This window comes from Pectobacterium aquaticum (genome assembly GCF_003382565.3).
GTDB lineage: Bacteria > Pseudomonadota > Gammaproteobacteria > Enterobacterales > Enterobacteriaceae > Pectobacterium > Pectobacterium aquaticum.
In genome coordinates, this window is record NZ_CP086253.1 from 830,398 (window position 1) to 853,417 (window position 23,020).

Here is a 23,020-nt window from a genome sequence, read left to right on the forward strand (position 1 = left end):
CATGAAGATTAAGCAAATATTTACCTGGGCACTACTCCACCCGCGCTATTGGATGACGTGGTTCGGTCTTGGCGTGCTGTTTTTATTAGTTCAACTCCCTTATCCGCTACTGATGAAGCTCGGGAGCAGTGCAGGTCGTCTATCCCGCATCTTTCTGAAACGCCGGGTGTCGATTGCCAGACGCAATCTTGAATTGTGCTTCCCTACGATCTCCTACGACGAAAGAGAAGCGATGATCGACAATAACTTCGCTTCGCTCGGGATGGCATTAGTCGAAACCGGTATGGCCTGGTTTTGGTCCGATCGCCGGGTGCGCCAGTGGTTTGATGTTTCAGGGCTGGAGCATTTACAGAATGCGACCGCAAAAGGTCAGGGCGTAATGGTGATTGGTATTCACTTTATGTCCCTGGAACTGGGGGGCAGGGCGATGGGGCTGTGTCAGCCTATGATGGCGATGTACCGTCCACACAATAATAAAGCGATGGAAATGGTACAAACCTGGGGACGTTCTCGTTCCAACAAAGCGATGATTGACCGCAAAGATCTGCGTGGCATGGTGCAAGCGCTAAAGCGGGGCGAAGCGGTATGGTTCGCTCCCGATCAGGACTACGGCCCTAAAGGCAGCGTTTTTGCCCCGTTCTTTGCGGTGAAAAATGCGGCAACCACGAACGGCACATACACGATTAGCCGTCTCGCAAAACCGGCAATGATGACGACAGTGCTGATTCGCAAACCCAATGCCTTGGGCTATCAACTGGTGATTCAACCTGAATTACAGGATTACCCTTATCACGATGAACAGGCTGCAGCGTGTTACATGAATAAGGTGATTGAGAAAGAAATCATGCGTGCGCCTGAGCAGTATCTCTGGCTGCACCGTCGTTTTAAAACGCGCCCGGCAGGGGAAGTGTCGCTTTACGCCTGATACGAACTACGCCTGATACGAAGTGCCGCACCGGTTTTCATGCGGTGCGGCGCTGCTGATGGTGCTTTATTCTTTTTCTAACAGTAGTCCGCGTGGAGCGAAGGATTTTTTCATGGCACCAACGCATTCGTGGCGAGCCAGATAGCGGTAGCAGCCAGCGGCAAGGAATGCGCCGATAAACCAACTGAAGTTGGCCGCGTCACGCCACTGTGGCGTGAAGGTGATAATCAACCCAATGGTCACCGCGGGGATTAACGCCATTATCGCATTGGGATTGAAGCCGTTGCGATACCAGTACTTCCCTTTTGGCGTTGCGTCGAACAGATCGTCCACATAGACTTTCCCTCCTTTGATGACATAGAAATCCATCAGCAGAATGCCGAACAGCGGGCCGATAAAGGCACCGAGTACGTCTAGCGTGTAGTGAATCAACTCTGGCGAGTTGAAGAGGTTCCACGGCGTGAGCAGTACGGAGCCGACAGCGGCGATCATACCGCCCGTGCGGAAGCTGATACGCTGCGGTGAACAGTTGGAAAAATCAAACGCTGATGAAACGAAGTTAGCAACAATATTGATCCCGATGGTCGCGATAATCATGGTCAGCACGCCAAGCGCGACGGCAAAACCGCTGTCAATATGCGAGACGGTTTCAATCGGATCGGTAATCATGCGGCCGAATAATGACTGTGTTCCCGAAACGATCACCACGGTGATAATCGAGAACAGCAGAAAATTGAACGGCAGACCCCAGCGGTTGCCTCGACGGATTTCCTGCATGCTTTTACCGTAGCGAGAAAAGTCACCGAAGTTCAGCAGCGGGCCGGAAAAGTAGGAAACCACCAGCGCCGTGGCGGTGAGCATTTGCCAAAGTTGCTCGCTGGTCGTGAGTGTTTTGCTGGTCAGCGTAAAAGAAATATTCTCCCATCCGGTCTGGTAAACAATCCAGATCGCGAGCGCCGTCATAACGATATAAACCGCTGGGCCTGCAAAATCGATAAAGCGTTTAATCGCGTTCATGCCATGCCAGAACACGAGGGCCTGCAGGAACCACATGATGCCAAAGCAGATCCATCCCAGTGCAGACAGGCCGAGCCAGTGACTCTGTGTCAGTGGGGTGAGCGCAGGATAAAACTTCAACAGAACCAGCATAAGTGCATGTGCCGCCAGGTATGTCTGAATCCCGTACCAGGCAAAAGCGATGAGGCCACGAATGACAGCGGGAATATTCGCGCCAAAGACACCGAATGCCTGACGGCAAATCACCGCATAAGGAACGCCGCTCATCTGGCTGGGCTTAGCCACCAAATTTGCGCAGACCTGCACAATACAGATGCCCACAAGCAAACACAGCAACACCTGCCAGCTTGCCAACCCCAGTGCAAAAAAGCTGGCTGCGACAACGTATCCGCCCATGCTGTGCACGTCTGACATCCAGAATGAAAAGATGTTGTACCAAGACCAGGTTTGAGCACGTGTCGGTGCCAGATCCTCATTGCAGAGTTTGGGGCTGTACGCGTTGCTACCATTACCTGTAATCATTTTTTCTGGCATGGAATCTGCTCCTTTTACCCTAGTCGTGAAATGAATGACGTTATGTATGTAAAAAAGGAGTTGCATTAATCAGGCCAAAATTAATTTATTGTATACACATTTTATGTTTTATGTGTACGATCTGATGGGAATGTGACAACGAGAAGAGCGAATGAACTACACTTACGGACTGGGAAATGAGCAGTTTTTGCAGCAAAAAGACGATGTTATCTATCAGGCTCTGCTTAACTCTATCGTCGAACACCAATTACTGCCGGGTACAAAATTGCCGGAGGAAGCGCTGGCAGAGGTGTTTGATGTGAGCCGAACGGGAATTAGAAAAGTCTTACAACGTCTTGCGATGGTGCAGATGGTGACGTTAACGCCCAAACGTGGTGCGCACGTATCGACGCCATCCGTTGAGGAAGCGCAGGAAATTTTCCAGACTCGCCGCTTTATTGAGTGTGCCAATCTGTCTGAGGTGGTGTTGCACTGCGAGTCTTCTCATCTGGCGGCGTTAGATCGGCTGATCGTGGCAGAGCAGCAGGCACATGCAGACCAAAACGGTGCAGAAGCGATCCGCCTGTCTGCCGCATTCCATATTCAACTCCAGGCGATCTCTGGCAACGCCGTGCTAACCGGAGTCGTGTCGCAACTGACGCTGCGTTCATCATTGGTTATCGCCGCCTATGGCACGCCGTGGCAGCAAGGGTGCCGATGCCACGATCATCACGATCTGCTGGTGTTACTACGGGATAAAAATGTCTCAGGGTTAGCGGAAGCGATGACGCGGCATTTTGATGACATTGTTGCCAGCCTGCGTTTTGACAGAGATGAAGACGTGGAGCCGGATTTCCGCCGACTGTTCGGCCATCTTAAGGAGACGCTCGCGTGAAACCTTGCGTGATTCAGGTGATTAACCCTAATACCAGCCTCGCCATGACCGAAACGATCGGTGCCGCGGCTCGCGCTGTGGCATCGCCGGGAACGGAGATTGTTGCGGTCTGTCCTTCTCAGGGCGCACCCTCTATTGAGGGGCATTTTGACGAGGCAATAGCCGCGATTGGCGTGTTGGAACAGGTGAAGCAGGGGAAGGCACAGGGCGTAGATGGGCACATTATTGCCTGCTTTGGCGACCCAGGGTTACTTGCTGCCCGTGAGGTCGCCAGTAAGCCAGTCATCGGTATTGCCGAAGCCGCTATGCATATGGCAACACTGGTGGCAACGCGCTTCTCGATTGTTACCACGCTACCGCGCACCGTCATCATCGCCCGCCATTTATTACAGCGTTATGGCTTTGAACATCACTGTGCTGCGCTGCACGCGATCGATTTGCCAGTGCTCGCGCTGGAGCAGGATAGCGGGATTGCACAGAACAAAGTGCGTGAATATTGTATACAATCTCTGCGTCAGGATGGCGTGGGTGCGATTGTGCTTGGGTGTGGTGGAATGGCCGATCTGGCGCAGGAACTGACGCAAGAACTGTCGATTCCCGTGATCGACGGCGTTAGCGCTGCCGTCAAGCTGATTGAGTCATTGTCGGCACTGGGATTGACGACCAGTAAACAGGGCGATCTGGATTACCCGATTGCCAAGCCGCTGAGCGGCATGTTTAGTTCGCTGCGTTAAAAAAGGGAAAGGACATGATCACAGCACCTGCTGCAACGATGTATGGCATTGAGAGCGATTATCCGCGTGACCTGATCGGATATGCAGGACAGCCCCCGCATGCTAACTGGCCTGAAAATGCACGCATTGCCGTGCAGTTTGTCTTGAACTACGAGGAAGGTGCGGAAAATAATGTCTTGCATGGTGACGCCGGATCCGAACAGTTTCTGTCCGATATTATTGGTGCCGCGAGTTATGCGGATCGTCATATGTCGATGGATTCGCTGTATGAATATGGTTCGCGCGCCGGTTTTTGGCGTATCCATAGTGAGTTTCAGCGTCGCGGGTTGCCGTTGACGGTATTCGGTGTGGCAATGGCATTAGCACGCAATCCCGCGGTGGTGGAGGCGATCAAATCGGCTCATTATGATGTGGTCAGTCATGGTTGGCGCTGGATTCATTACCAGCACATGGATATCGACACTGAACGCAAGCACATGCATAAAGCCATTGAGGTGCTGACGACGTTATTTGGTCAGGCTCCGCTTGGCTGGTATACCGGCCGAGACAGCCCCAATACCCGCCAGTTGGTTGTCGAACAGGGCAATTTTTGGTACGACAGTGACTACTACGGTGACGATCTACCGTTCTGGATGCCAGTCAAAAAAAACAATGGTGACGTGCATCCGCATCTGATCGTGCCGTATACATTGGATGCCAATGATATGCGTTTTGCCTCACCGCAGGGTTTTAACAGCGGAGATCAATTCTTCACCTATCTGAAAGACAGTTTTGATGTGCTCTACGAGGAAGGGGAAACCGCACCTAAAATGCTATCTATCGGGATGCACTGTCGTTTGTTAGGACGGCCAGGCCGTTTTCGGGCGTTGCAGCGTTTTCTTGATTATATTCAACAGCATGAGCGCGTGTGGATTTGCCGTCGTCAGGATATCGCCGAGCATTGGCGTCAGCATCATCCGTATGTCGCGCGCTGAAGCTCAGAGAATACCAGAAACAAAAATGGCTACCGGATGGCAGCCATTTTAGGGTGGTTAACGTACTTAAGTACGATTAACGGAAGATAGCGTGGGGGTTAACACCGCGATAGGTTTTGCCCAACGCTTTTAATATTTGATTGATTTTGCGGACAACGCGCATCTTTTTTATCCCCCACGATTCTTAAATAATTATTGGTTGAAAGTACCAAAGTTGATGTTGATGTTTTCAAACATAGCGATGATTTTGTTCAGCAGTTTCATGGTCATTTCCTCAGTGGTTAGTTGATTTGTTTTCTGTGATGCTGTTCACGTTTTTAAGAATACTCGCACTGATACGGGTGGTCAACTTTTTTGTGATGCGAATCACAAAAAAATGAACGATCAGTTTGTGAGGAGTAAACCGCTGTTTTGATTTCCGTCTAAGAACCCTTTCTGCTTTTTCTTCATACTGACCCACTTTCAGCGAGTTGCCTGATTGAGCATTACCTGTACGGTCTGGGCGCTTCTTTACCGGACAGATGAAGTGAGATAGGTAAATTGTCTCGATTAGCAGTTGAAATAAGCGCGGGTGAAGCGGGATAATCACGCGCTTCTATTGCCTGGCGCCGTTTTGTCCAGCTAGTTTTAGTGCCGCCTGTTGAATACAGCAGTGTTTTATACGTCAATATCTTGATACGACAACGTTTTCCAGCTTTGCGCCCAGTGAGTTAATCGTTTGCGTGCGGGGCTATACCCTAAATAATTCGAGTTGCAGGAAGGCGGCAAGAGAGGGAGTCCCGATGAGCTTACTTGAGTAAGTGATTCGGGTGACTGAACGCAGCCAACGCACGTGCAGCTTGAAGAATGACGGGTATATACGGTTCATGCTGCGCCAGCGATGTGGTGCATTCGCGGGGCAAGGCCGCAGGAACCGTCAAAATCGATCTTAAATAATAATGGCATTTCAGGGGATACCACCATGTCAAACACCACTCGTCAGGCAGGCTCGCAAGGCACGCTTGATGCTTTTTTCAAAATCACACAGCGCGGCAGTAACGTGCGTCAGGAAGTGTTAGCTGGCCTGACGACGTTTCTGGCGATGGTTTACTCCGTGATTGTGGTTCCGAGTATGCTGGGTAAGGCTGGCTTCCCGCCTACCGCCGTGTTCGTTGCAACCTGTCTGGTTGCTGGGCTGGGGTCGCTGCTGATGGGATTGTGGGCCAATCTGCCAATGGCGATTGGTTGCGCGATTTCGTTGACGGCGTTCACCGCGTTCAGCCTGGTGCTGGGTCAGCAAATCAGCATTCCTGTCGCGCTGGGAGCGATCTTCCTGATGGGGGTGCTGTTCACCATCATTTCTGTCACGGGTATCCGCTCTTGGATCTTGCGTAATTTGCCGATGGGCGTGGCGCATGGCACGGGAATTGGTATCGGTCTGTTCCTGCTGATTATTGCCGCCAACGGTGTAGGTCTGGTGGTAAAAAACCCGATTGACGGCCTGCCGGTTGCGCTGGGTAATTTCACTTCTTTCCCTGTCATTATGTCCCTGCTGGGGCTGGCGGCGACTATCGGTTTAGAGAAGCGTCGCGTGCCGGGCGGTATTCTGCTGGTTATCATTGCGATCTCTATTCTGGGACTGATTTTTGACCCGAATGTAAAATACGCGGGCTTCTTTGCGTTGCCGAGCCTGACAGCGGCTGACGGTTCATCGCTGATCTTCAGTCTGGATATCATGGGCGCATTGCAGCCGATGGTTCTGCCGAGCGTGCTGGCGCTGGTGATGACCGCTGTGTTCGATGCCACGGGGACGATCCGTGCCGTTGCCGGACAGGCGAACCTGTTGGATAAAGACGGACAAATCATCAACGGTGGTAAAGCCCTGACCGCAGACTCCGTGAGCAGCATTTTCTCCAGTCTGGTCGGGACGTCGCCGGCTGCGGTTTACATCGAATCCGCAGCGGGCACGGCAGCCGGTGGTAAAACGGGCTTAACGGCAACCGTAGTCGGTGTACTGTTCCTTCTGCTGCTGTTTGTGTCTCCGTTAGCGTATCTGGTACCGGGCTATGCCACTGCACCCGCGCTGATGTACGTCGGCCTGCTGATGCTGGGCAACGTCTCCAAACTGAACTTTGATGACTTCGTGGATGCGATGTCCGGTCTGGTCTGTGCCGTATTCATCGTGCTGACCTGTAACATCGTGACCGGTATCATGCTGGGCTTTGGCGCGCTGGTATTAGGCCGCATCTTCTCCGGCGAATGGCGTAAACTGAACATCGGCACCGTGGTGATTGCTGTCGCGCTGGTCGTGTTCTACGCTGGCGGCTGGGCGCTGTAATTCTTTCTAATAGACCTTCTGGTGCCGTCCAGAAGGTCTGTCATTCCTCGTCTTTCCTTCTTCCCTCATTACCTACGCCAAACACGATTTTATGTGCCCTTTTATTGGCTTTGGGTTTAAGTTTTTTGTGTGATAATCAACTTGGTTATTAATCTCGGCTTTTCGGCTAAAAGTCTATTTTCATACCGAGCTAAATGCGTTAGACATGGAAGAGCCGTTTGCTCGCTAACAGGTAGAGTTTTTTTGATTTAGGAGTACGTCTAAGGAAAGCATGGAAATATTTTTTACGATTCTTATTTTGACCCTGGTTGTATCCCTGTCTGGGGTTGTTACCCGCATTTTACCTTTTCAAATCCCTTTGCCTTTAATGCAAATCGCGCTGGGTGCCATCCTTGCCTGGCCTCAGTTCGGCTTGCACGTTGATTTCAATCCCGAGCTGTTTATGGTGCTCTTCATTCCGCCGTTGCTGTTTGCCGACGGCTGGAAAACGCCGACGCGTGAGTTCCTGAGGCACGGTCGTGAAATTATTGGTCTGGCGCTGGTTTTGGTTCTGATTACCGTGGTGGGCATCGGCTATTTCATCTACTGGATGGTGCCAGGTATGCCGCTGATTGCGGCCTTCGCGCTTGCCGCCGTGCTGTCGCCAACGGATGCCGTTGCGCTGTCTGGTATCGTGGGTGAAGATCGTATTCCGAAAAAGCTGATGGGCATTTTGCAGGGCGAAGCGTTGATGAACGATGCGTCCGGTCTGGTGTCGCTAAAATTTGCTATCGCGATTGCGATGGGCACGATGGTGTTTACGGTTTCCGGTGCGACGCTGGAATTCATGCAGGTGGCGCTGGGCGGTCTGCTGGCGGGCGTCGGTGTGACCTGGCTATTCGGTAAATCGCTGCGTATTATCAGCCGCTGGAGCGGTGGCGATGCCGCAACGCAGATCGTGTTGCTGCTGCTGTTGCCTTTTGCGTCGTATCTGATTGCGGAACACATTGGTGTGTCGGGCATTCTGGCCGCGGTAGCCGCAGGGATGACGATGGGTCAATCGGGTGTCATTCGTCGCGCGCCGCTGACGATGCGGCTGCGTGCGAACGGCGTGTGGTCGATGTTGGAATTCGTGTTTAACGGCATGGTATTCATCATGTTGGGCCTGCAATTGCCGGACATTCTGGAAACTTCGGTGACGCAGGCGGAACTGGATCCAACGGTTGAAACCTGGATGCTGTTTACCGATATCGCGATCATCTATGGTGCTTTGCTGCTGCTGCGTTTCAGCTGGCTGTGGGTGATGAAAAAATACAGCACACACATCCAGAAAAAGCGCCCGATGATCTTTGCTGAGTTTTCCACGCGCGAGCTGTGGATTGCGTCTTTTGCGGGCGTGCGAGGGGCGATTACGCTGGCGGGCGTGCTCTCTATTCCGCTGCTGCTGACGGACGGCACCGCGTTCCCGTCACGCTATCAACTGGTGTTTATCGCCACGGGCGTTATTCTGTTTTCTCTGCTGTGTGGCGTGCTGGCGTTGCCATTTTTGCTGCGTGGTGTGGTGGTCGCGGACAAGACCGCGCATGCTAAAGAAATCCGCATGGCGCGTATGGCGGTGGCAGAAGTGGCGATCAAAAGTATGCACAAAATGGAGGAGCGTCTGGCCGCCGATCGGGAGGAAAACATTGATGAGCAGGTGCTGAAAGAAGTCAGTGCGCGCGTCATCGGTAATCTGCGCCGACGGCTCATTGATAAAGACGACCCTGAAAATGGCCTGCTGATTGAGAATCTGGAGCGGCGTTTTCGCCTGACTGCGCTGAATTCTGAACGTGCAGAGCTGTATCACCTGCGTGCCACGCAGCAAATCAGCAATGAGACGTTGCAAAAAATGCTGCGCGATCTCGATCTGATGGAAGCGCTCCTTATCGAAAATGAGTAAGGCGCGGTGAGGCGATCCTCGTTACCGCGTTGATTTCTTTCTCTTCTCTATCCTTTTTCACCCTCCCCATGGCGTAAGTAATGGGGAGGTTTTTTATGCGTCCAGTCTAAGAACGGCGTCAGGTGATTGTAAACTGCTTGTCACTAAATGATAATGATTGTTATTATCTGTAGGGCTTTTCTCATAAGTGAAAAGCAGAGAAGTAAAAACCAGAGAAGTAAAAAATTAGAAGCAAAAAACGGCCCGCACGGTATCAACATCGTGTGGGGTGAATAGCTGTTTGAAGGACCAGATAAAATAAACGGACATTAACCCTGAATTAATTAGGTAATAAGCCACGTTTATAGGGGAAAATTATGCGTGTATTAGTGGTTGATGATGATTCTGTGCTGTGCCATTGGCTGGGGTCTAAATTACATTCCCACGGCCATTCTTGCCGAATGGTGCACGATGGCGCACACGCATTAAAAGCAATCAAGGATGAAGTTTATGATGTCGTTCTGCTGGACAGAATGTTACCCATCATGGATGGATTTACGGTATTACGTGAATTACAAGGCTCACGTCATCCGCCTATTATGCTGCTCTCGGCGCTGGATCGTGATGTCGATCGGGTGATGGGCTTAGAGCTTGGTGCGGAAGATTATCTCGGCAAGCCTTTTAATTTTAATGAGCTTAGATTACGTCTGGATATTATGGCGCGGCGCGGTAAACACCATGTCGATAATCCTTCCATGCTGACCTTTGAAGACCTGCAACTTGACCGTATGCAGCGTATTGCATGGCGCGGCGGTAAGCGTATCGATTTGACCGATAAAGAAATCAAATTACTGATTATATTAATGGAAAATCCGGGGCAGGCGATTACGCGTACGATGCTGTTAGAGCGCGTATGGGGCTACAATTTTGATCCGCAGACCAATCTGATCGACGTTCATATGTCAAAGCTGCGGGCAAAAATTGATAGAGGCTTCCCGCATCCATTAATTAAAACGCTAAGAGCGATGGGCTACGCACTAGGCGCGGTAGATAAGGACAAAACCGATGTTGGCAGCCACGCTGAATAAAATAAAAATAAAGAAGCTCGGGCAGCGCTGGCAGGTAAAAATAAAACACTGGCAATTACTGGGGGCAAGCCAATACCCTGGCTTTTTATGTACCTCTAATTTTCGCCAGGCAATAACCATTGTTTTTCTGTTCTTATTGATGATGCTGATGTGTATTGTTGGCTTCAGCTCATTAAGTGAAACGCTGATTAGAACGCATGTCCGTGAAGTTATTCTGGGTAATATTTACGATTACTCGATGCAGTCGCGTTTAACGAATGCCGATAGCCTGATTACGCAATTACGGCAGGATAATCGAGCGAAAGGGGATGAATTACCGCTGTTTCTGGTGATGGATAAACACGGTGATATTCTGTATCACAATCATCCCTTAAAAATGCATCCTTTACCCCCCTATTCTACCAATACGCACCCTCTGGAAATGCGACAGCATACCGATTGCCAGATGGATGTCAGCTGTCTTAAAGCCGAAATTTCCACCCCAGACGATCCCAATCTGATCGGTTTGTCCGTGATGTTAGATGACGGGGGCGTGCTGTTTACTGCTTACAACATTCGACCCATGTTAGAGCGGGTGAGGACAATCCCGCTTGTGGCGGGGGCGGGGCTGTTTGTCGTGCTGCTTTTCTGCCTGTTTATCAGCCGTCATTTCAGCTTACGCCGCTTGCGCAGCGTGGAGAAAATCCGTGCGGCGCTACATCGCTACAGCAGCGGTGAGCAACAGGTGCGTATGCCGCTGTCGCCTTACGACGATGATTTTGACAGTCTGAGTGCCGATATTAACCAGAATCTGGAACGCATCGAGCGCTTGATGGAGCAGGTGCGCAGCACCTCCAGCCATGTTGCACATGAACTGCGTACGCCGTTGACGCATCTGCAAAATCGCTTGTTCAACCTGACGGAGCGGGCAGGGCTGGATAACGACATTCGTGATGAGTTGAATCTGGCGGTGGGCGAGGTGCATAAAATCCTCGGGCTATTCCGTACCGTGATGCGCATCGGTGAAATCGAAAGCGGACGCTGTGTGCACCAGTTTGAGAATATTGAGGCGCGCCAACTGCTGGAAGAAATTGCCGAATATTATCAGCCGCTGGCGGAAGAGCGCGGCTGTCGTTTGAAGATTGAAATAAAAGCCGGCATTCAGCTCTTTGGCGACCGAGCGCTGCTATTTCAGGCGCTGGCCAATCTGGTCGAGAACGCGCTGAAATATGCGGCGCAGGGAAAATACATCACGTTGAGCGTGACGCTGTACCGTGGCTGGATCGCCCTGAGCGTAGCTGATCGCGGTCCGGGCATTCCGCCTGCGCTGCATGCCAAAGCGCTACAGCGCTTTCAGCGGCTGGATACCTGGTTTCAGTCCGGTTACGGGTTGGGATTATCTCTGGTGCAGGCAATTACCGACCTGCACGGTGGCAAACTCTATCTGGACTCCTCAGAGCCGGGCCTGAATGTTTATCTGTGCCTTAATCGCTGCTAATCCTATTTTTTTCTTGATCGCTTATGAATATCCCTGCAAAAAACATGAATATTTATTAATTTTTTCTGCAATGTAATGTGTGTTAATTATTGATTTATATTGATAATTTTTTGCATGGAAAGATTAACGAATATTAATGTTCTACTGCTTGCGGCTCTTGATAATAAGTCTCATTATTAATCTTATTATCATCATGGCACCTCCCGAATTTCCGAGTAGGCCATGATTTCTTTGTCTGCGGATTAGAGAGTCTTCCCATGAAAAATATTAAAGCAAAATTGCGTTCTTTCCTGCGTGACGAGAGCGGTGTAACGGCTATCGAATACGGCATTCTTGCAGCGGCAATGGCGGCAGCCATCGGCGCTATTTTCGGCGGCGACGGTATCTTCGTGAAAGCGCTGAATGAGAAATTCAGCCAAATCGCCGATCAAATCACCGGAGCTGGTACTCTGGGATCTGGTTCAGTAAACGTACCGAAATAAGCGCGAGATGGCGGATTACGCGCACTGGCCGCAGACGGCACTGCTGATGGGGTGCCTGCTGTGGTGTATCAGTACCGACCTGTTAGTACGCAAAATTACGAATCAGGCGGTACTGATTTTATTGCTGGGCTGGCTGTTTTTCAGCGCTTCACATGTCCTGCAAGCCGGTGCGTTAGATATGTTGGCACTACGGAAAATGCTCTGGGCGCTGCCTGGCGCGGCGGCAGTACTGGTTGTGGGATTTTTGCTTTTCCTCACCGGCAGATTAGGCGCTGGGGATGTCAAGCTGATGAGTGTGCTGTGCCTGTGGGTTGGGCAAGGACACCAGATTGTTTTCGTCATGGTGACGGCGCTGGCTGGCGGTGTTTTGGCGCTCAGTTTGCCGCTGCTGAATACCGTACCCACAGCGGTGGCGATGGGCATTCAAACCACCAACCGGATATTCAAGAGTCGGCTGCCTATGCCACCCGCGTTGCCCGCCGATCTTTCTCAAGGCATACCTTACGGCGTCGCCATTGCGTTTGGCGCGATGTATGTCCTGATTTTTCCCTTGTTTTAATTCTGTCGCAGCTTTAAGACACACACGGCTTAGGTAGGCAAGTTGAAATGAAAGTGAACTCTACATACGTACTGTCAGGCGCGCTCGTGCTGGCAGGCATTGTTGCGCTGATGGTGCGTAGCCATCTCTCTTCTGAACCCCCTGCGCCGCCTCCGGTCGTGGTTAAAGCGCCGGAAAAAACGGCTGTTTTGGTGGCCGCGAAAGATCTGCATCCCGGTGATTTTCTGGATTCATCCTCCCTGCGCTGGCAGGAGACAGATGAATCGGTTTCTCGTTCATTTAACTTTGTTCGCGGTAAAGACAGTCAGTCGCTACTGTTCGGCTCAACGTTGCGTGAAACAGTGGCAGAAGGTGCGCTGTTAAACAGTAATGTATTAGTAAAGCCTAATGAACCGGGTTTTGTTGCTGCGGTGCTGGGTAAAGGGATGCGTGCTATCTCCGTTCCTACCAGCGCTATTGCGAGCAATGCCGGGTTAGTGTCCGCTGGCGATCGTGTTGATGTGATCCTCAGCATGAAACGGGACGATCAGTCAGAGCTACCTGCAAGCCGTAATCAGCCTGTTGTGATGCCACTGCTGGCATCACAAACGATCGTGCGCGATTTACGCGTATTGGCGCTGAACGATAAAACCGGTACGCCGGTATACCCACGCTTTGATACCGCGGAAGACGGTACGGTGCTTGATGCCACCGCCAAAAGCCGTGAGTCTGCCGTGCGTTCTCGTCCTGCGACCTATCAAACCGTGACGCTGGAAGTGACGCCTCAGCAGGCTGAAGCGCTAGCGGTTGCCAAAGAACTGGGCATTCTGCATTTGGCACTGCGCAGTGCCGATCTGGATGACGCGGTCGATCCGGCCACAGGGCGACCACATGTGACCACGGTTCCGCTGGCGACCGATATCTACGGAGCGCTATCTGCCGGATCCGGCGGACATAAAGTGAAAATCTATCGCGCTGAGCAAAAAGACGTGGTGACGTTCCCCTCCCGATAGGAAGAACACGCCATCTGACAGCCTGCGGGGTGCCGCACGTTGCTCATGGAAAAATGAAGCCCATTACGGAATTAAGTAAATGACGATGTTTTCGCTGTTTTTGAAATCGGACTTTCGGGGTACGTGCAAACGATTGCTGGCCGCTGGCCTGTTTAATGCAGTATTGCCTGTCACGCTGACGACGATGATGTTGCCTTCGACCACGCTGGCCGCCGGGGTATCGGTGGCGCCAGTCACCGATGAGGTGCGACTGACCGTGAATCAGGGACGGTTACTGCACCTCAATGCGCTGCCGGACAGCGTGCTGGTGGCCGATCCGAATATTGCCAGTTTCGAACTGCCTTCACCGGGTAACCTGTTTGTCTACGCCAAAAGTGTCGGTACCACCACGCTCTATGCGATGGATGAAAATGGCAATGTGATCAACGCCATTCGTCTGGTATCCGAGCATGATTTGAAAGCGCTGGGTGAACGCATGAAGCGTGAATTCCCCGGTGCGGATATCCAACTGGAAGCCTCGATTCCCAGTGGCGTGATTGTGCGCGGCAGCGTCGATACCCCGCAGGATGCCAAGCGCGTGATCGACAGCATACAGGCTTATATCAGTGCGTCCTCCGGCGGTGGCGGGCAGGGTGGTGGAGGTGGTGGCGAAAAACTGCCAGGCTCCAGCGAATCCTCCGGCAAAGTGATCAATCAGCTCAAAATCAAAACGCCTTCGCAAATCAATATTCAGGTGCGCGTGGTGGAAGTGTCCCGCAAGTTAACCAGTGAACTGGGCTTCAACTGGGCGGCATCACTGAGCACCGGTAGCGGCAACATGACCGCAGGCAGCGGATCGCGTCTTAATCTGTTCAGCGCCACGACCGGGAGATTTGCTAACCCAACGGATACTGGCTTCCTGAACTTCGGTCGCTCCAGACTGAGCGGATTGTTAACCGCGATGAACCAGCAGGGCATGGCGACCGTGTTGGCCGAGCCAAACCTGACGGCGATGTCAGGGGAAACCGCTGCGTTTGCAGCAGGGGGTGAAGTGCCAATCGTCCTGATCACCAATAACAGCGTCAGCATCGATTACAAATCCTACGGTGTGATTCTGCGCATGACGCCAACGCTGCTCTCTGCCAATCGCATCAGCCTGCACATTGCGCCGGAAGTCAGTGAGCTAACCGACGTCGGCTCCGTGCAGCTGGAAGGCGGATCGCGCATTCCCGCTTTAACGGTACGTCGTGCGGATACCACGGTAGAGCTAGCCAGCGGACAGAGCTTTGCGCTGGCGGGCATGCTGCGTAGCGCCGGTAGCCAGACGATCAACGGTGTGCCGGGATTAAGCAGCGTTCCGATGTTTGGCCGCCTGTTTGAAAGCGAATCCACCAGTCAGGAAGAAACGGAATTAGTGATTATCGCGACCGCCTATGTCGTTGAGCCGGTTAACGCGGGCGATCTGCAGACGCCAGGACAAGGCGTAAAAATGCTGGATTCGTCTATGCCGCGTTCTGCATCTATCGGCTATCTCTACTGAGTCCGCGAGGGGCAATAAAACATGAAAACGATCAACAACCGTCACCCTCTGATTCGCCCACTGCACATGCGTGTGGCAGTACTTACCGCCGTGGTTCTGCTGGCAGGATGCGGATGGAATAAGCCGATTAACGATGTACGTATGCAGCGCTTCGATCAGCCCGGGCTTCAACCCATTGCTGTCCAGCCTTCATCGGTGTCCGTGCCGTTACTGGTTGCACCGAACGGGCGGGGTTTCCTTCCTGAATCCTTGAGACAGCTCAATATCATGTTGAAAGATCAGGGACGGCTCTCCGCACAGACGCTGACGCTTATCCCACACAGCGCGAGCGGCGAGCAGATGGCAGGGCGACTGGTTACCGTGCTGAAAAACGCCGGTGCTAATCCACAGAATCTGAAACAGATGCGCCGTTCTACGGCGAGTGGACAGAATGGCGATTTGGAAGTGATCTCCGAAGCGCTGGTGGTCAAAACCACCCGCTGCACGATCAATGACCCCAATCAGCTGATGGTGAAGCCCTATGAGGCGATGGGTTCTCTCGGCTGCGCTACGCAAAACAATCTGGCGATGATGGTCGCCGAACCACGCGATCTGATTCAGGCGAAAGCGCTGGATAGTGCGGATGGCGTGGCGGCGGTCAATAGCATCGAACGCTATCACAAAGATGAAGTGAAAGAGCTCATCGACATTAACTTTGAAGAAGATTAAGGGCGTGACATTCCATGAGTGAAATTACCCCTAACGATGGTGAAGAGCTGGCGCTACCGCTGGTGGCATTCGCCAATGACGTACGCGATGTCGCTGACCTCAGCGATCTCTTCAGCCGTTTGAAACAGCCGGATGTTCCGGTGATGTCTGGCGGTATCGCCGCGGCTCGCCAATGGTGCGAACTGAATGTCCCGCCGCGTATTTTACTGGTGGATCTGGAAGGGGCGCACTGGCCACTTCCGGCACTGGAAGAACTGCTGAGCGTCTGTGGCCCCACCAGTCAGGTGATTGCGATAGGCAAAGAGCAGGATGTCGGTTTGTATCGCGCACTGCTTCAGGCGGGCGTGGTGGACTATCTGGTGAAGCCGCTCACGCTGGATCTGCTGGCGGCAACGCTGGCGAAGTGTGAAGGCCAACAGGCTGGGCCAGAATATGCCCGCATGGGCAGGACGATTGCGGTCGTCAGCGCCAGCGGCGGAAGCGGCGCAAGTACCGTGGCGATGGGGCTGAGTCGCCTGCTGTCCGGCGAGCGTCATTTGCCTGTGGCACTGGTGGATTTTGACCGTCGTAACGGCGATCAGCTGCTGTTGCAGGGGCAAACCGATGATGCGGGTCTGGCGGCGGTGTTGGGGACGCAGGAACTGGATACCCGACTATTACAGCGTGCCATGCTGCGCGTGGATACCCGTCTGCACCTGCTGGCACAGAAGCCGGAACTGGGGGAATTGGCTCCGGTTGACGTGGATAACGTGCTGAATCTCGGTGGTGCGCTGTGCCGCATGTTCAATCAGGTGATTTGGGATCTGCCTAGCAGCTACCCAACCGGTGCGCTGGACGTGCTGACTTACGCGGATCTGCGCATCATCGTGACGGAATTGACGCTTCAGGATGCGCGTAATGTACGGCGCGTGCTGAATGAGATCGGCGACGAAAGCGAAGGGCAACGCCTGCTGCTAGTGCATAACCAGAGCCGTTTTGCTACGACCGCGCCGTTAAGCCGCGATCAGTTCGAGCAATTTACCGGTCGGAAGATTGATGTCGTGCTGCCGAATGCGGGCCACGCGCTGTCGCAGAGCCTGACGCTCGGCGCACTGAATCTGGCTGCAGCACCTGCTTTCCAGCAGGGATTACGCCAACTGGTCGATCTAGCCTGCGGTGTACGCGCCAGACCGGCGGAAAAACGCTGGTTCTCACGTTGGTTAAAACGCGCGTGATGATGTTCAGCGTGCACCGTTTTCTTAAAGGTTAACGGACTATTTTAGGGTTACGGACTGTTTTTTGGGGTTAAGGATTATGTTGATTCGCAAGAATAACCTGCAAAAAAGTGAAGCAGGAAAAAGTACGCCTCAGCCTGCGCCTGCTGCCAACGTGGCAGAACTGAAAACGCGTCCGGCTGCGGAGAACCGCACACAGCCTGCGGCGAACACGTCTTCTGGATCTGCACCGGCTGCCCGCCAGACGGACAACCGAAACAGCCAGCGTCGGATTATCCGCGCACAGCTCTACGATCAGATCGACGCAGGTAAAGCGGCGATGATGGGGCGTGACAAGCTGTTAGTGCAGATCGAAACGGTGATCCGCCGGATCTGTGATGAGCAGCGCTTGCAGCTTTCCCGGCAGGAAGAAGAAGCTATCGCCGCCGAAATGCTGGATGAGATGACCGGGATCGGGCCGATCCAGCCGCTGCTGTCGGATGACACGGTCAACGATATTTTGGTCAACGGTGCTGGTCAGGTGTTTGTCGAGCGCTTTGGCAAGCTGGAACTGTCGCCGATTACCTTCATTGATGAAGAGCATGTGTTTAACACCGCGCAGCGTATTGCCGCCGCGGTGGGCCGTCGTATCGACGAAGCCAGCCCGATGGTGGATGCGCGTCTGCCGGACGGTAGCCGTGTCAACGTCATCACCTATCCGCTGGCGATCGACGGCACCACGATCTCGATCCGTAAATTTATGCGCCGCAACCTGTCGTTGGAAATGCTGGCAGAGCGCCGCTGCATGTCCTACGCGATGGCGGATGTCCTGAACAAAGCGATGCAGGCGCGCGTTAACGTGATCGTCTCCGGCGGAACGGGGGCGGGTAAAACCACCTTACTGAATGCGCTGTCGCAGAAAATCGGCAGCACCGATCGCATTATCACCATTGAAGATGCCGCCGAGCTGCAATTGCAGCAGGAGCACGTGGTGCGGCTGGAAACTCGTCCTGTCAGCGCCGAAGGCACTGGCCGCGTCGATCAGCGCGATCTGATGCGTAACGCCCTGCGTATGCGCCCCGACCGCATCATTCTGGGTGAGGTGCGCGGCGGCGAGAGCTTTGACATGTTGCAAGCAATGAATACCGGTCACGACGGTTCGCTGTGTACGGTGCACGCCAATACCTCGCGGGATGCGATACAGCGTTTGGAAAACATGGTGATGATGGCGAACATGCAGCTGCCGCTGATGGCGATCCGCCGTCAGATCGCCAGCGCGGTGCACCTGATCGTGCAGATCGAACGTATGCGTGACGGCATGCGCCGCGTGGTGTCCATTACTGAAGTGTGTGGTATGGAGAACGAAGTGATCCAGCTTCAGGATCTGTTCAGCTTCAACATTCAGGGGATGGATGGACAAGGTCTGTTGACGGGTGAATATGTTCAGCACATTCAGCGCCCGCAGTTCTACAGCGATAAAGCGCATCTGTTCGATGCGCAGTGACGGGCTGAGGAGACGCGATGAGTGATTTACGCCTGAATCTGATCACGTTGCTGGTGTTTGGCAGCGTGCTGATGCTGCTGTTGGCGGTCAACGCCTGGAGAAAATCACGGCAGCAGCGTATGCAGCGTGAACAACGCTGGCAGCAGATTTTGAACGAGGTCAGCCCATCGGCTGCCGCCGTGGCGTCTGATTCCATTCTGCGTGACGAGATCAGAACGCCGCTGATGGGTGTCCCGGTGATTGGGCGCTGGCTGGCGATCCTCTGGGCGCAGATGACGTTCATCGGCTGGAAAAAGAACCTGCTCCAGCGCTCCCTTTCGCTAGGGGCGGTGAGCCTGATTCTCGGCATGATTCTGGGACAACGCACTCTGCTGCCGCTCACGATGGGGCTGATATTTACGCTGATGCTGTTTATCAGCATCGGCATGCTGCTATTCCGTTCGACGCTGCAAAAACACCTGAAAGCGCTGCGCGAGAGCCTGCCGGAAGCCATTGATGCCATTACCCGCAGCTGCCGTGCCGGTGTGCCGGTGGCGAATACCTTCGCGATTGTCGCGGAGCACCTGACCGGGCCGCTGGCGAATGAATTCAAGACGATCGATCACTGGCTGCGGTTGGGGATTCCGCTGCGTCAGGTGATCCAGGCCTCGGCTACGCGGGTGCCGATGTCCGAATATCGCTTTTTCGTGGTGATTCTGATCATCAATCAGGAAGCGGGTGGGCGACTGGGGGAAACGCTGGAACGTCTGTCCGCGACGCTGCGTGAACGTCGGGAACTGCAACTGAAAGTGCAATCCAAAACGTCGGAAGCGCGCGCGTCCGCCAAGATTGTCGCCGCGCTGTTCCCCGGCTGTCTGGCTTATCTATACATGAAGTCACCGGAGGATTTCAGTTTCTTGTTCTCCGATCCGGTGGGAACGACGGTACTGATTTACGCCTTGTGCAGCGTCTCGGTCGGCATGTTGATCACGCACGTTATGGTTAAACGGATAGGCTAAAGGGAGAGCCATTCATGACTGTTTTTGACGATCCCTTACTGCTGCTGGCGCTCGTGCTGATGGTGGCGGGGATTTACCTTGCACGTACACAGCATAAAGCGCAGCAATACAAGCAGTTGGAAATTCGCATGCGTGGGCATCTGCCCGTCGCCTCTATAGAGGCGGCCTCTCAGGAAAATATCCTAAGAGGCCAGGGAGCAACACTCTCTCCCCTGCTGGAAAAGCTGTTGCAGCCGATTGCCACCCAGGGCGAGCGTTTGTCGGGATCGGATCGCGATCGCCGCAATCTGCGCCGTCTGCTGGATCTCGCTGGGCTCCGCCGCAACGAAGCGGTGGGCTGGCTGGTCATGGGAAAATTTGCCGCCGGGGCGCTGTTCGCTATCGCGCTGGTGTGGGGATGGTTACCACCCGCTGACCGTGCAGGCCTGACGGGCGTAGCTGCGGGGCTGATCGGCTTCTTTGTCGGTTCGATGGTGCCGGAATGGTGGCTGAAATGGCGTGCGGCAAGCCGGGGTGAAAAGCTGGCGCGTGCGGTGCCGGATGCACTGGATCTGATGGTGGTCTGCGCCGAAGCCGGCCTGCCTATCGGACGCGTGTTGCAGGTGGTATCGAAAGAACTGGGGTTGTCTTCACCGGAAATGGCGGATGAACTGCACTACACCGCCGCCGAATTACAGATCCTGTCGGATCGTACGTTAGCGATGAAGCATCTGGCGGAGCGTACCCGCGTCAGCGAGATCGAAAGTATGGTGGCGACGCTGATTCAGGCGGAGCGCTACGGTACACCGCTGTCTCAGGCGCTGCGCACGATCGCGGATGAAAGCCGCAAGACGCTGATTCTGGGGCTGGAAGAGAAAGCGGGTAAATTGCCTGCGCAGCTGAGCGTGCCGCTGATGGCGCTGATCCTGCCACCGATTATCGCCATTATGGCATCGCCTGCACTGGTGCGAGTGATTCGCCTGCTGGCGCAGTAGCGTTTTATTTTTTAACGCATTGATTTTAATGTGTTTATTTAAAAAATATCGATTCCCGGTATCAGCCGGAAATCACAACGGTTACAACCGATGGAGTTATCGAAGATGGTCGATCTGGTAGCAAAACTTAAGCGCGGCGCGCCCATGCTGGCACTGCTGATTGTCAGTACCGTACTGGCGGGATGCAGCAGCTCGATGGCGATTAAAGGCAGTAAAGATGAAGGCCTGCGTTTGGCACGCTTGCTGCGCGATCAAGGGCGTGTTGAAGCGGCGACGGAAGTGTACGCGCGCCTCGACAGCCGCGATGCGCTGAAAGGCGCAGAGATGCTGGAGTATGCCAGCGTGGCGGCTCTGGCGCGTTCACCGCAGCAAACGCTGGAGCTGTACGGACGAGCACGCCAGGCGCTGGGCGGCGATACCAATAAAATGACGCCGGAAGAAGCGCTGGCGGTGTGTTTGGGAATGGGTCGTGCGCAGCTGGCATTAGGACGTAATGCCATGGCGCAAACCGACTTTGCCTGTGCACTGAAAGCACAGCCGAACGATGCGGGTGCACTCAATGGCATGGGCGTGGTGATGGATGCCTCAGGCAAACACGCCGAAGCGCGTCAGCTGTTTGAAAAAGCGTTGCAGATAAACCCGGCAGATGTCGCGGCACTCAACAATCTGGCGCTCTCATGGCTGGCAAGTGGCAACGCAGACAAGGCGATTTCTCTGCTACGTTCGGTGGATGAGAGTAATGCAACTGGCAGACTGAATCTGGCGCTGGCCTACCTTTCTGGCGGCAGAGACGATGACGCGCGTGCCGCGCTGGCAACCATTGCCCAGCCACAGCGTATTGATGGCCTGATCGACGAGCTGAATCAGCGTTTACAGCAGATGCAGCAGGATAAATCCCGCGGTGAAGCGCTGTTGTTATCCAGCCGTCAGCGCCTGCAATTGAGTACGCCTGAGTAATGGCATGGCTTCGTAATCTCGGCCCGTGGCGTGATAAGGGCATCGTGCAAGGCAGAATACAAAGTATCGTGCCGCGCCATGAACGCCACTGGCGCAGCACGCGCGGCGTGATTGCGACGGAAGTGGCGTTTCTGGTGCCGGTGGTGCTGGTCGGGGTGATGATGCTGTTTGAACTGGCGCGTATCGGGCTGGTGATCGCTGCCGGCAGCGCCGCGCTGGATAAAGCCGTGCAGGCTTTCCGCCTCGATAACCTCGCCTCGGATAGCGCGGAACAGATGGGAACCCGTCTAAAGGCGCGCATGGTTGAAGCGGGATACGGCTACCTCAAAGAAGACGATTTAACCGTCAGCGTGTTGCACTTCGACAACCTGAGCCAGCTTGGCGGGCTAACGAACGGCAATGGCAGTCAGGACAATCCCAATGGTGAGGAAACGACGACGCTGCCAGTGTGGTCCGTGACGGTGCAGATTAAAAAGGCGTTTATTACGCCGTTGCCGGAAGTGTTAACGCTGGGGGACACCTTCCGCTATCAGTACAAACATGTGTTTGGGACGGAACTGCGCAATGACTGATCGGTTACTGAAAACCAGTCGTGTATCGAAAACCAGCCGTTTCCTGAGCGGGATACGCCGCTTCTGGTTTTCTCACCGTGCCTCCACGGCGGTAGAAACGGCGTTAGCGTTCCCGATTGTGTTGGCGATTGGGTCGCTGTGTGCGGATATCTACACCGTCGGGCTTGAACGTACGCGCATGGAACAGCGTGCGGGCGCTATTTCGTCAATATTAGCGATGCAGCAGAAGCTGGATGAGAAGGGGCTACAAGGGCTACTCGATACGATGTTGCCAACGGAAGGTGCAGGAAATTACCAACTGTTAATCAGCAACGTGCGTCAGACCGGTGAGCTGCACTGGCAGTTGAGCAGAGGCACGGCAGAGGCGCTGTGTACGGAAAGTGAAACGCTGCCGGGTGAAGAATATCTTCCTGAACTGCCGGAAAGAGACCGCGAAGAGGGCAGCAAGAATATCTCCATGATCGTGGTTGAGATCTGCCGTCAGGGAAAGGATGTGGGTCTGCTGGGCGGCCTGTCGCTGGGCGGACTGCTGCATGCATCGTCAGTCAACCGGGTCGCTATCGACGTGGTTGAGCTGGATGAGGTACTCAGAAAAGAGGCCGGTCTGGAAGAAAAAGATCAATAACGACGGACTTTATACAAGACACAGAAGCGGCAAATAGACCGCAAACGGCAGCGAGCTTCTCGTTACCGGAATAACGAAACCATTAAAAACCGATAGGCAT

The 23,020-nt window shown here is 53.8% G+C and carries 22 protein-coding genes; 20 read left to right on the forward strand and 2 right to left on the reverse strand.

Features of this window, described 5'->3' with window-relative positions:
* Window position 1: 1 nt before the first annotated feature.
* A complete protein-coding gene (lpxP, locus tag DMB82_RS03945) occupies window positions 2-925 on the forward strand; it encodes a kdo(2)-lipid IV(A) palmitoleoyltransferase (protein WP_116162491.1) in 924 nt (307 codons plus the stop codon).
* Between the two features lie 66 nt (window positions 926-991).
* Here the strand turns inward: lpxP and DMB82_RS03950 are convergent, their stop codons facing one another.
* The gene (locus DMB82_RS03950) at window positions 992-2,476 is read right to left on the reverse strand and encodes an NCS1 family nucleobase:cation symporter-1 (RefSeq protein WP_116162489.1); all 1,485 of its coding nucleotides are present in this window, start codon (window positions 2,474-2,476) and stop codon (window positions 992-994) included.
* Between the two features lie 151 nt (window positions 2,477-2,627).
* Here DMB82_RS03950 and DMB82_RS03955 point away from each other — a divergent pair, with 151 nt between their 5' ends.
* From DMB82_RS03955 to puuE, 3 genes are read left to right on the forward strand one after another with little or no spacing between them, the layout of a single operon-like run.
* Window positions 2,628-3,350, forward strand: a complete 723-nt coding sequence (locus DMB82_RS03955) for a GntR family transcriptional regulator (protein WP_116162487.1) — start codon at window positions 2,628-2,630, stop codon at window positions 3,348-3,350.
* Window positions 3,351-3,394: 44 nt separating this feature from the next.
* Entirely contained in the window at window positions 3,395-4,084 is a 690-nt protein-coding gene (locus DMB82_RS03960; RefSeq protein WP_207189305.1) for an aspartate/glutamate racemase family protein, read from the forward strand.
* A 14-nt stretch (window positions 4,085-4,098) separates the two neighbouring features.
* Window positions 4,099-5,058 (forward strand): allantoinase PuuE, encoded by a 960-nt coding sequence (puuE, locus tag DMB82_RS03965; RefSeq protein WP_116155183.1) that lies wholly within the window; start codon window positions 4,099-4,101, stop codon window positions 5,056-5,058.
* A gap of 274 nt (window positions 5,059-5,332) precedes the next feature.
* On the opposite strand, the gene DMB82_RS03970 is transcribed toward puuE, so the two are convergent.
* The gene (locus tag DMB82_RS03970; RefSeq protein ID WP_226887622.1) at window positions 5,333-5,647 is read right to left on the reverse strand and encodes a hypothetical protein; all 315 of its coding nucleotides are present in this window, start codon (window positions 5,645-5,647) and stop codon (window positions 5,333-5,335) included.
* A gap of 372 nt (window positions 5,648-6,019) precedes the next feature.
* Between DMB82_RS03970 and DMB82_RS03975 the strand changes: the two genes are divergently transcribed.
* The 16 genes from DMB82_RS03975 to DMB82_RS04050 all read left to right on the forward strand — a co-directional run bounded on the left by DMB82_RS03975 (window position 6,020) and on the right by DMB82_RS04050 (window position 22,920).
* Entirely contained in the window at window positions 6,020-7,375 is a 1,356-nt protein-coding gene (locus DMB82_RS03975; RefSeq protein WP_116155184.1) for an NCS2 family permease, read from the forward strand.
* A gap of 271 nt (window positions 7,376-7,646) precedes the next feature.
* The gene (locus DMB82_RS03980) at window positions 7,647-9,293 is read left to right on the forward strand and encodes a Na+/H+ antiporter (protein ID WP_102117421.1); all 1,647 of its coding nucleotides are present in this window, start codon (window positions 7,647-7,649) and stop codon (window positions 9,291-9,293) included.
* Window positions 9,294-9,649: 356 nt separating this feature from the next.
* The gene (locus DMB82_RS03985) at window positions 9,650-10,360 is read left to right on the forward strand and encodes a response regulator transcription factor (protein ID WP_102117422.1); all 711 of its coding nucleotides are present in this window, start codon (window positions 9,650-9,652) and stop codon (window positions 10,358-10,360) included.
* The gene (locus tag DMB82_RS03990) at window positions 10,338-11,837 is read left to right on the forward strand and encodes a sensor histidine kinase (protein ID WP_102117423.1); all 1,500 of its coding nucleotides are present in this window, start codon (window positions 10,338-10,340) and stop codon (window positions 11,835-11,837) included. The genes DMB82_RS03985 and DMB82_RS03990 overlap by 23 nt, the downstream gene beginning before the upstream one ends.
* Window positions 11,838-12,094: 257 nt before the next feature.
* Window positions 12,095-12,319, forward strand: a complete 225-nt coding sequence (locus DMB82_RS03995; RefSeq protein ID WP_040031053.1) for a Flp family type IVb pilin — start codon at window positions 12,095-12,097, stop codon at window positions 12,317-12,319.
* A 7-nt stretch (window positions 12,320-12,326) separates the two neighbouring features.
* On the forward strand, window positions 12,327-12,878 hold the full coding sequence (locus DMB82_RS04000; protein WP_010295689.1) for an A24 family peptidase: 552 nt from the start codon (window positions 12,327-12,329) through the stop codon (window positions 12,876-12,878).
* Window positions 12,879-12,925: 47 nt separating this feature from the next.
* Window positions 12,926-13,870, forward strand: coding sequence for a Flp pilus assembly protein CpaB (gene cpaB / locus DMB82_RS04005; RefSeq protein WP_102117425.1), 945 nt, complete (start codon window positions 12,926-12,928; stop codon window positions 13,868-13,870).
* A gap of 79 nt (window positions 13,871-13,949) precedes the next feature.
* Window positions 13,950-15,389 (forward strand): type II and III secretion system protein family protein, encoded by a 1,440-nt coding sequence (locus DMB82_RS04010; protein WP_116162485.1) that lies wholly within the window; start codon window positions 13,950-13,952, stop codon window positions 15,387-15,389.
* Window positions 15,390-15,410: 21 nt separating this feature from the next.
* Window positions 15,411-16,097 (forward strand): CpaD family pilus assembly protein, encoded by a 687-nt coding sequence (locus tag DMB82_RS04015; protein WP_116155186.1) that lies wholly within the window; start codon window positions 15,411-15,413, stop codon window positions 16,095-16,097.
* 14 nt (window positions 16,098-16,111) lie between these two features.
* On the forward strand, window positions 16,112-17,311 hold the full coding sequence (locus DMB82_RS04020; protein WP_116162483.1) for a CpaE/TadZ family protein: 1,200 nt from the start codon (window positions 16,112-16,114) through the stop codon (window positions 17,309-17,311).
* A gap of 79 nt (window positions 17,312-17,390) precedes the next feature.
* A complete protein-coding gene (locus DMB82_RS04025; protein WP_039282089.1) occupies window positions 17,391-18,794 on the forward strand; it encodes a TadA family conjugal transfer-associated ATPase in 1,404 nt (467 codons plus the stop codon).
* 17 nt (window positions 18,795-18,811) lie between these two features.
* The gene (locus DMB82_RS04030) at window positions 18,812-19,792 is read left to right on the forward strand and encodes a type II secretion system F family protein (RefSeq protein WP_116162481.1); all 981 of its coding nucleotides are present in this window, start codon (window positions 18,812-18,814) and stop codon (window positions 19,790-19,792) included.
* A gap of 14 nt (window positions 19,793-19,806) precedes the next feature.
* A complete protein-coding gene (locus DMB82_RS04035; RefSeq protein WP_116162479.1) occupies window positions 19,807-20,766 on the forward strand; it encodes a type II secretion system F family protein in 960 nt (319 codons plus the stop codon).
* A gap of 105 nt (window positions 20,767-20,871) precedes the next feature.
* A complete protein-coding gene (locus tag DMB82_RS04040) occupies window positions 20,872-21,723 on the forward strand; it encodes a tetratricopeptide repeat protein (protein WP_102117432.1) in 852 nt (283 codons plus the stop codon).
* A complete protein-coding gene (locus DMB82_RS04045) occupies window positions 21,723-22,295 on the forward strand; it encodes a hypothetical protein (protein WP_102117433.1) in 573 nt (190 codons plus the stop codon). Before DMB82_RS04040 ends, DMB82_RS04045 begins: the two co-directional genes overlap by 1 nt.
* The gene (locus DMB82_RS04050) at window positions 22,288-22,920 is read left to right on the forward strand and encodes a TadE/TadG family type IV pilus assembly protein (protein ID WP_116162477.1); all 633 of its coding nucleotides are present in this window, start codon (window positions 22,288-22,290) and stop codon (window positions 22,918-22,920) included. Before DMB82_RS04045 ends, DMB82_RS04050 begins: the two co-directional genes overlap by 8 nt.
* Window positions 22,921-23,020 lie beyond the last annotated feature (100 nt).

Excerpts from the sequence above, each read along its gene's own strand:
- DMB82_RS03980 (WP_102117421.1), top strand. The coding sequence starts at position 7,647 with ATGGAAATATTTTTTACGATTCTTATTTTGACCCTGGTTGTATCCCTG.
- DMB82_RS04015 (WP_116155186.1), top strand. The coding sequence starts at position 15,411 with ATGAAAACGATCAACAACCGTCACCCTCTGATTCGCCCACTGCACATG.
- DMB82_RS04010 (WP_116162485.1), top strand. The coding sequence starts at position 13,950 with ATGACGATGTTTTCGCTGTTTTTGAAATCGGACTTTCGGGGTACGTGC.
- DMB82_RS04030 (WP_116162481.1), top strand. The coding sequence starts at position 18,812 with ATGAGTGATTTACGCCTGAATCTGATCACGTTGCTGGTGTTTGGCAGC.
- DMB82_RS04045 (WP_102117433.1), top strand. The coding sequence starts at position 21,723 with ATGGCATGGCTTCGTAATCTCGGCCCGTGGCGTGATAAGGGCATCGTG.
- DMB82_RS04040 (WP_102117432.1), top strand. The coding sequence starts at position 20,872 with ATGGTCGATCTGGTAGCAAAACTTAAGCGCGGCGCGCCCATGCTGGCA.
- DMB82_RS03985 (WP_102117422.1), top strand. The coding sequence starts at position 9,650 with ATGCGTGTATTAGTGGTTGATGATGATTCTGTGCTGTGCCATTGGCTG.
- DMB82_RS03960 (WP_207189305.1), top strand. The coding sequence starts at position 3,395 with ATGACCGAAACGATCGGTGCCGCGGCTCGCGCTGTGGCATCGCCGGGA.
- DMB82_RS03995 (WP_040031053.1), top strand. The coding sequence starts at position 12,095 with ATGAAAAATATTAAAGCAAAATTGCGTTCTTTCCTGCGTGACGAGAGC.
- DMB82_RS03990 (WP_102117423.1), top strand. The coding sequence starts at position 10,338 with ATGTTGGCAGCCACGCTGAATAAAATAAAAATAAAGAAGCTCGGGCAG.
- DMB82_RS04050 (WP_116162477.1), top strand. The coding sequence starts at position 22,288 with ATGACTGATCGGTTACTGAAAACCAGTCGTGTATCGAAAACCAGCCGT.
- DMB82_RS03950 (WP_116162489.1), bottom strand. The coding sequence starts at position 2,476 with ATGCCAGAAAAAATGATTACAGGTAATGGTAGCAACGCGTACAGCCCC.
- lpxP (WP_116162491.1), top strand. The coding sequence starts at position 2 with ATGAAGATTAAGCAAATATTTACCTGGGCACTACTCCACCCGCGCTAT.
- DMB82_RS04020 (WP_116162483.1), top strand. The coding sequence starts at position 16,112 with ATGAGTGAAATTACCCCTAACGATGGTGAAGAGCTGGCGCTACCGCTG.
- puuE (WP_116155183.1), top strand. The coding sequence starts at position 4,099 with ATGATCACAGCACCTGCTGCAACGATGTATGGCATTGAGAGCGATTAT.
- DMB82_RS03975 (WP_116155184.1), top strand. The coding sequence starts at position 6,020 with ATGTCAAACACCACTCGTCAGGCAGGCTCGCAAGGCACGCTTGATGCT.
- DMB82_RS04035 (WP_116162479.1), top strand. The coding sequence starts at position 19,807 with ATGACTGTTTTTGACGATCCCTTACTGCTGCTGGCGCTCGTGCTGATG.
- DMB82_RS04025 (WP_039282089.1), top strand. The coding sequence starts at position 17,391 with ATGTTGATTCGCAAGAATAACCTGCAAAAAAGTGAAGCAGGAAAAAGT.
- DMB82_RS03955 (WP_116162487.1), top strand. The coding sequence starts at position 2,628 with ATGAACTACACTTACGGACTGGGAAATGAGCAGTTTTTGCAGCAAAAA.
- DMB82_RS04000 (WP_010295689.1), top strand. The coding sequence starts at position 12,327 with ATGGCGGATTACGCGCACTGGCCGCAGACGGCACTGCTGATGGGGTGC.
- cpaB (WP_102117425.1), top strand. The coding sequence starts at position 12,926 with ATGAAAGTGAACTCTACATACGTACTGTCAGGCGCGCTCGTGCTGGCA.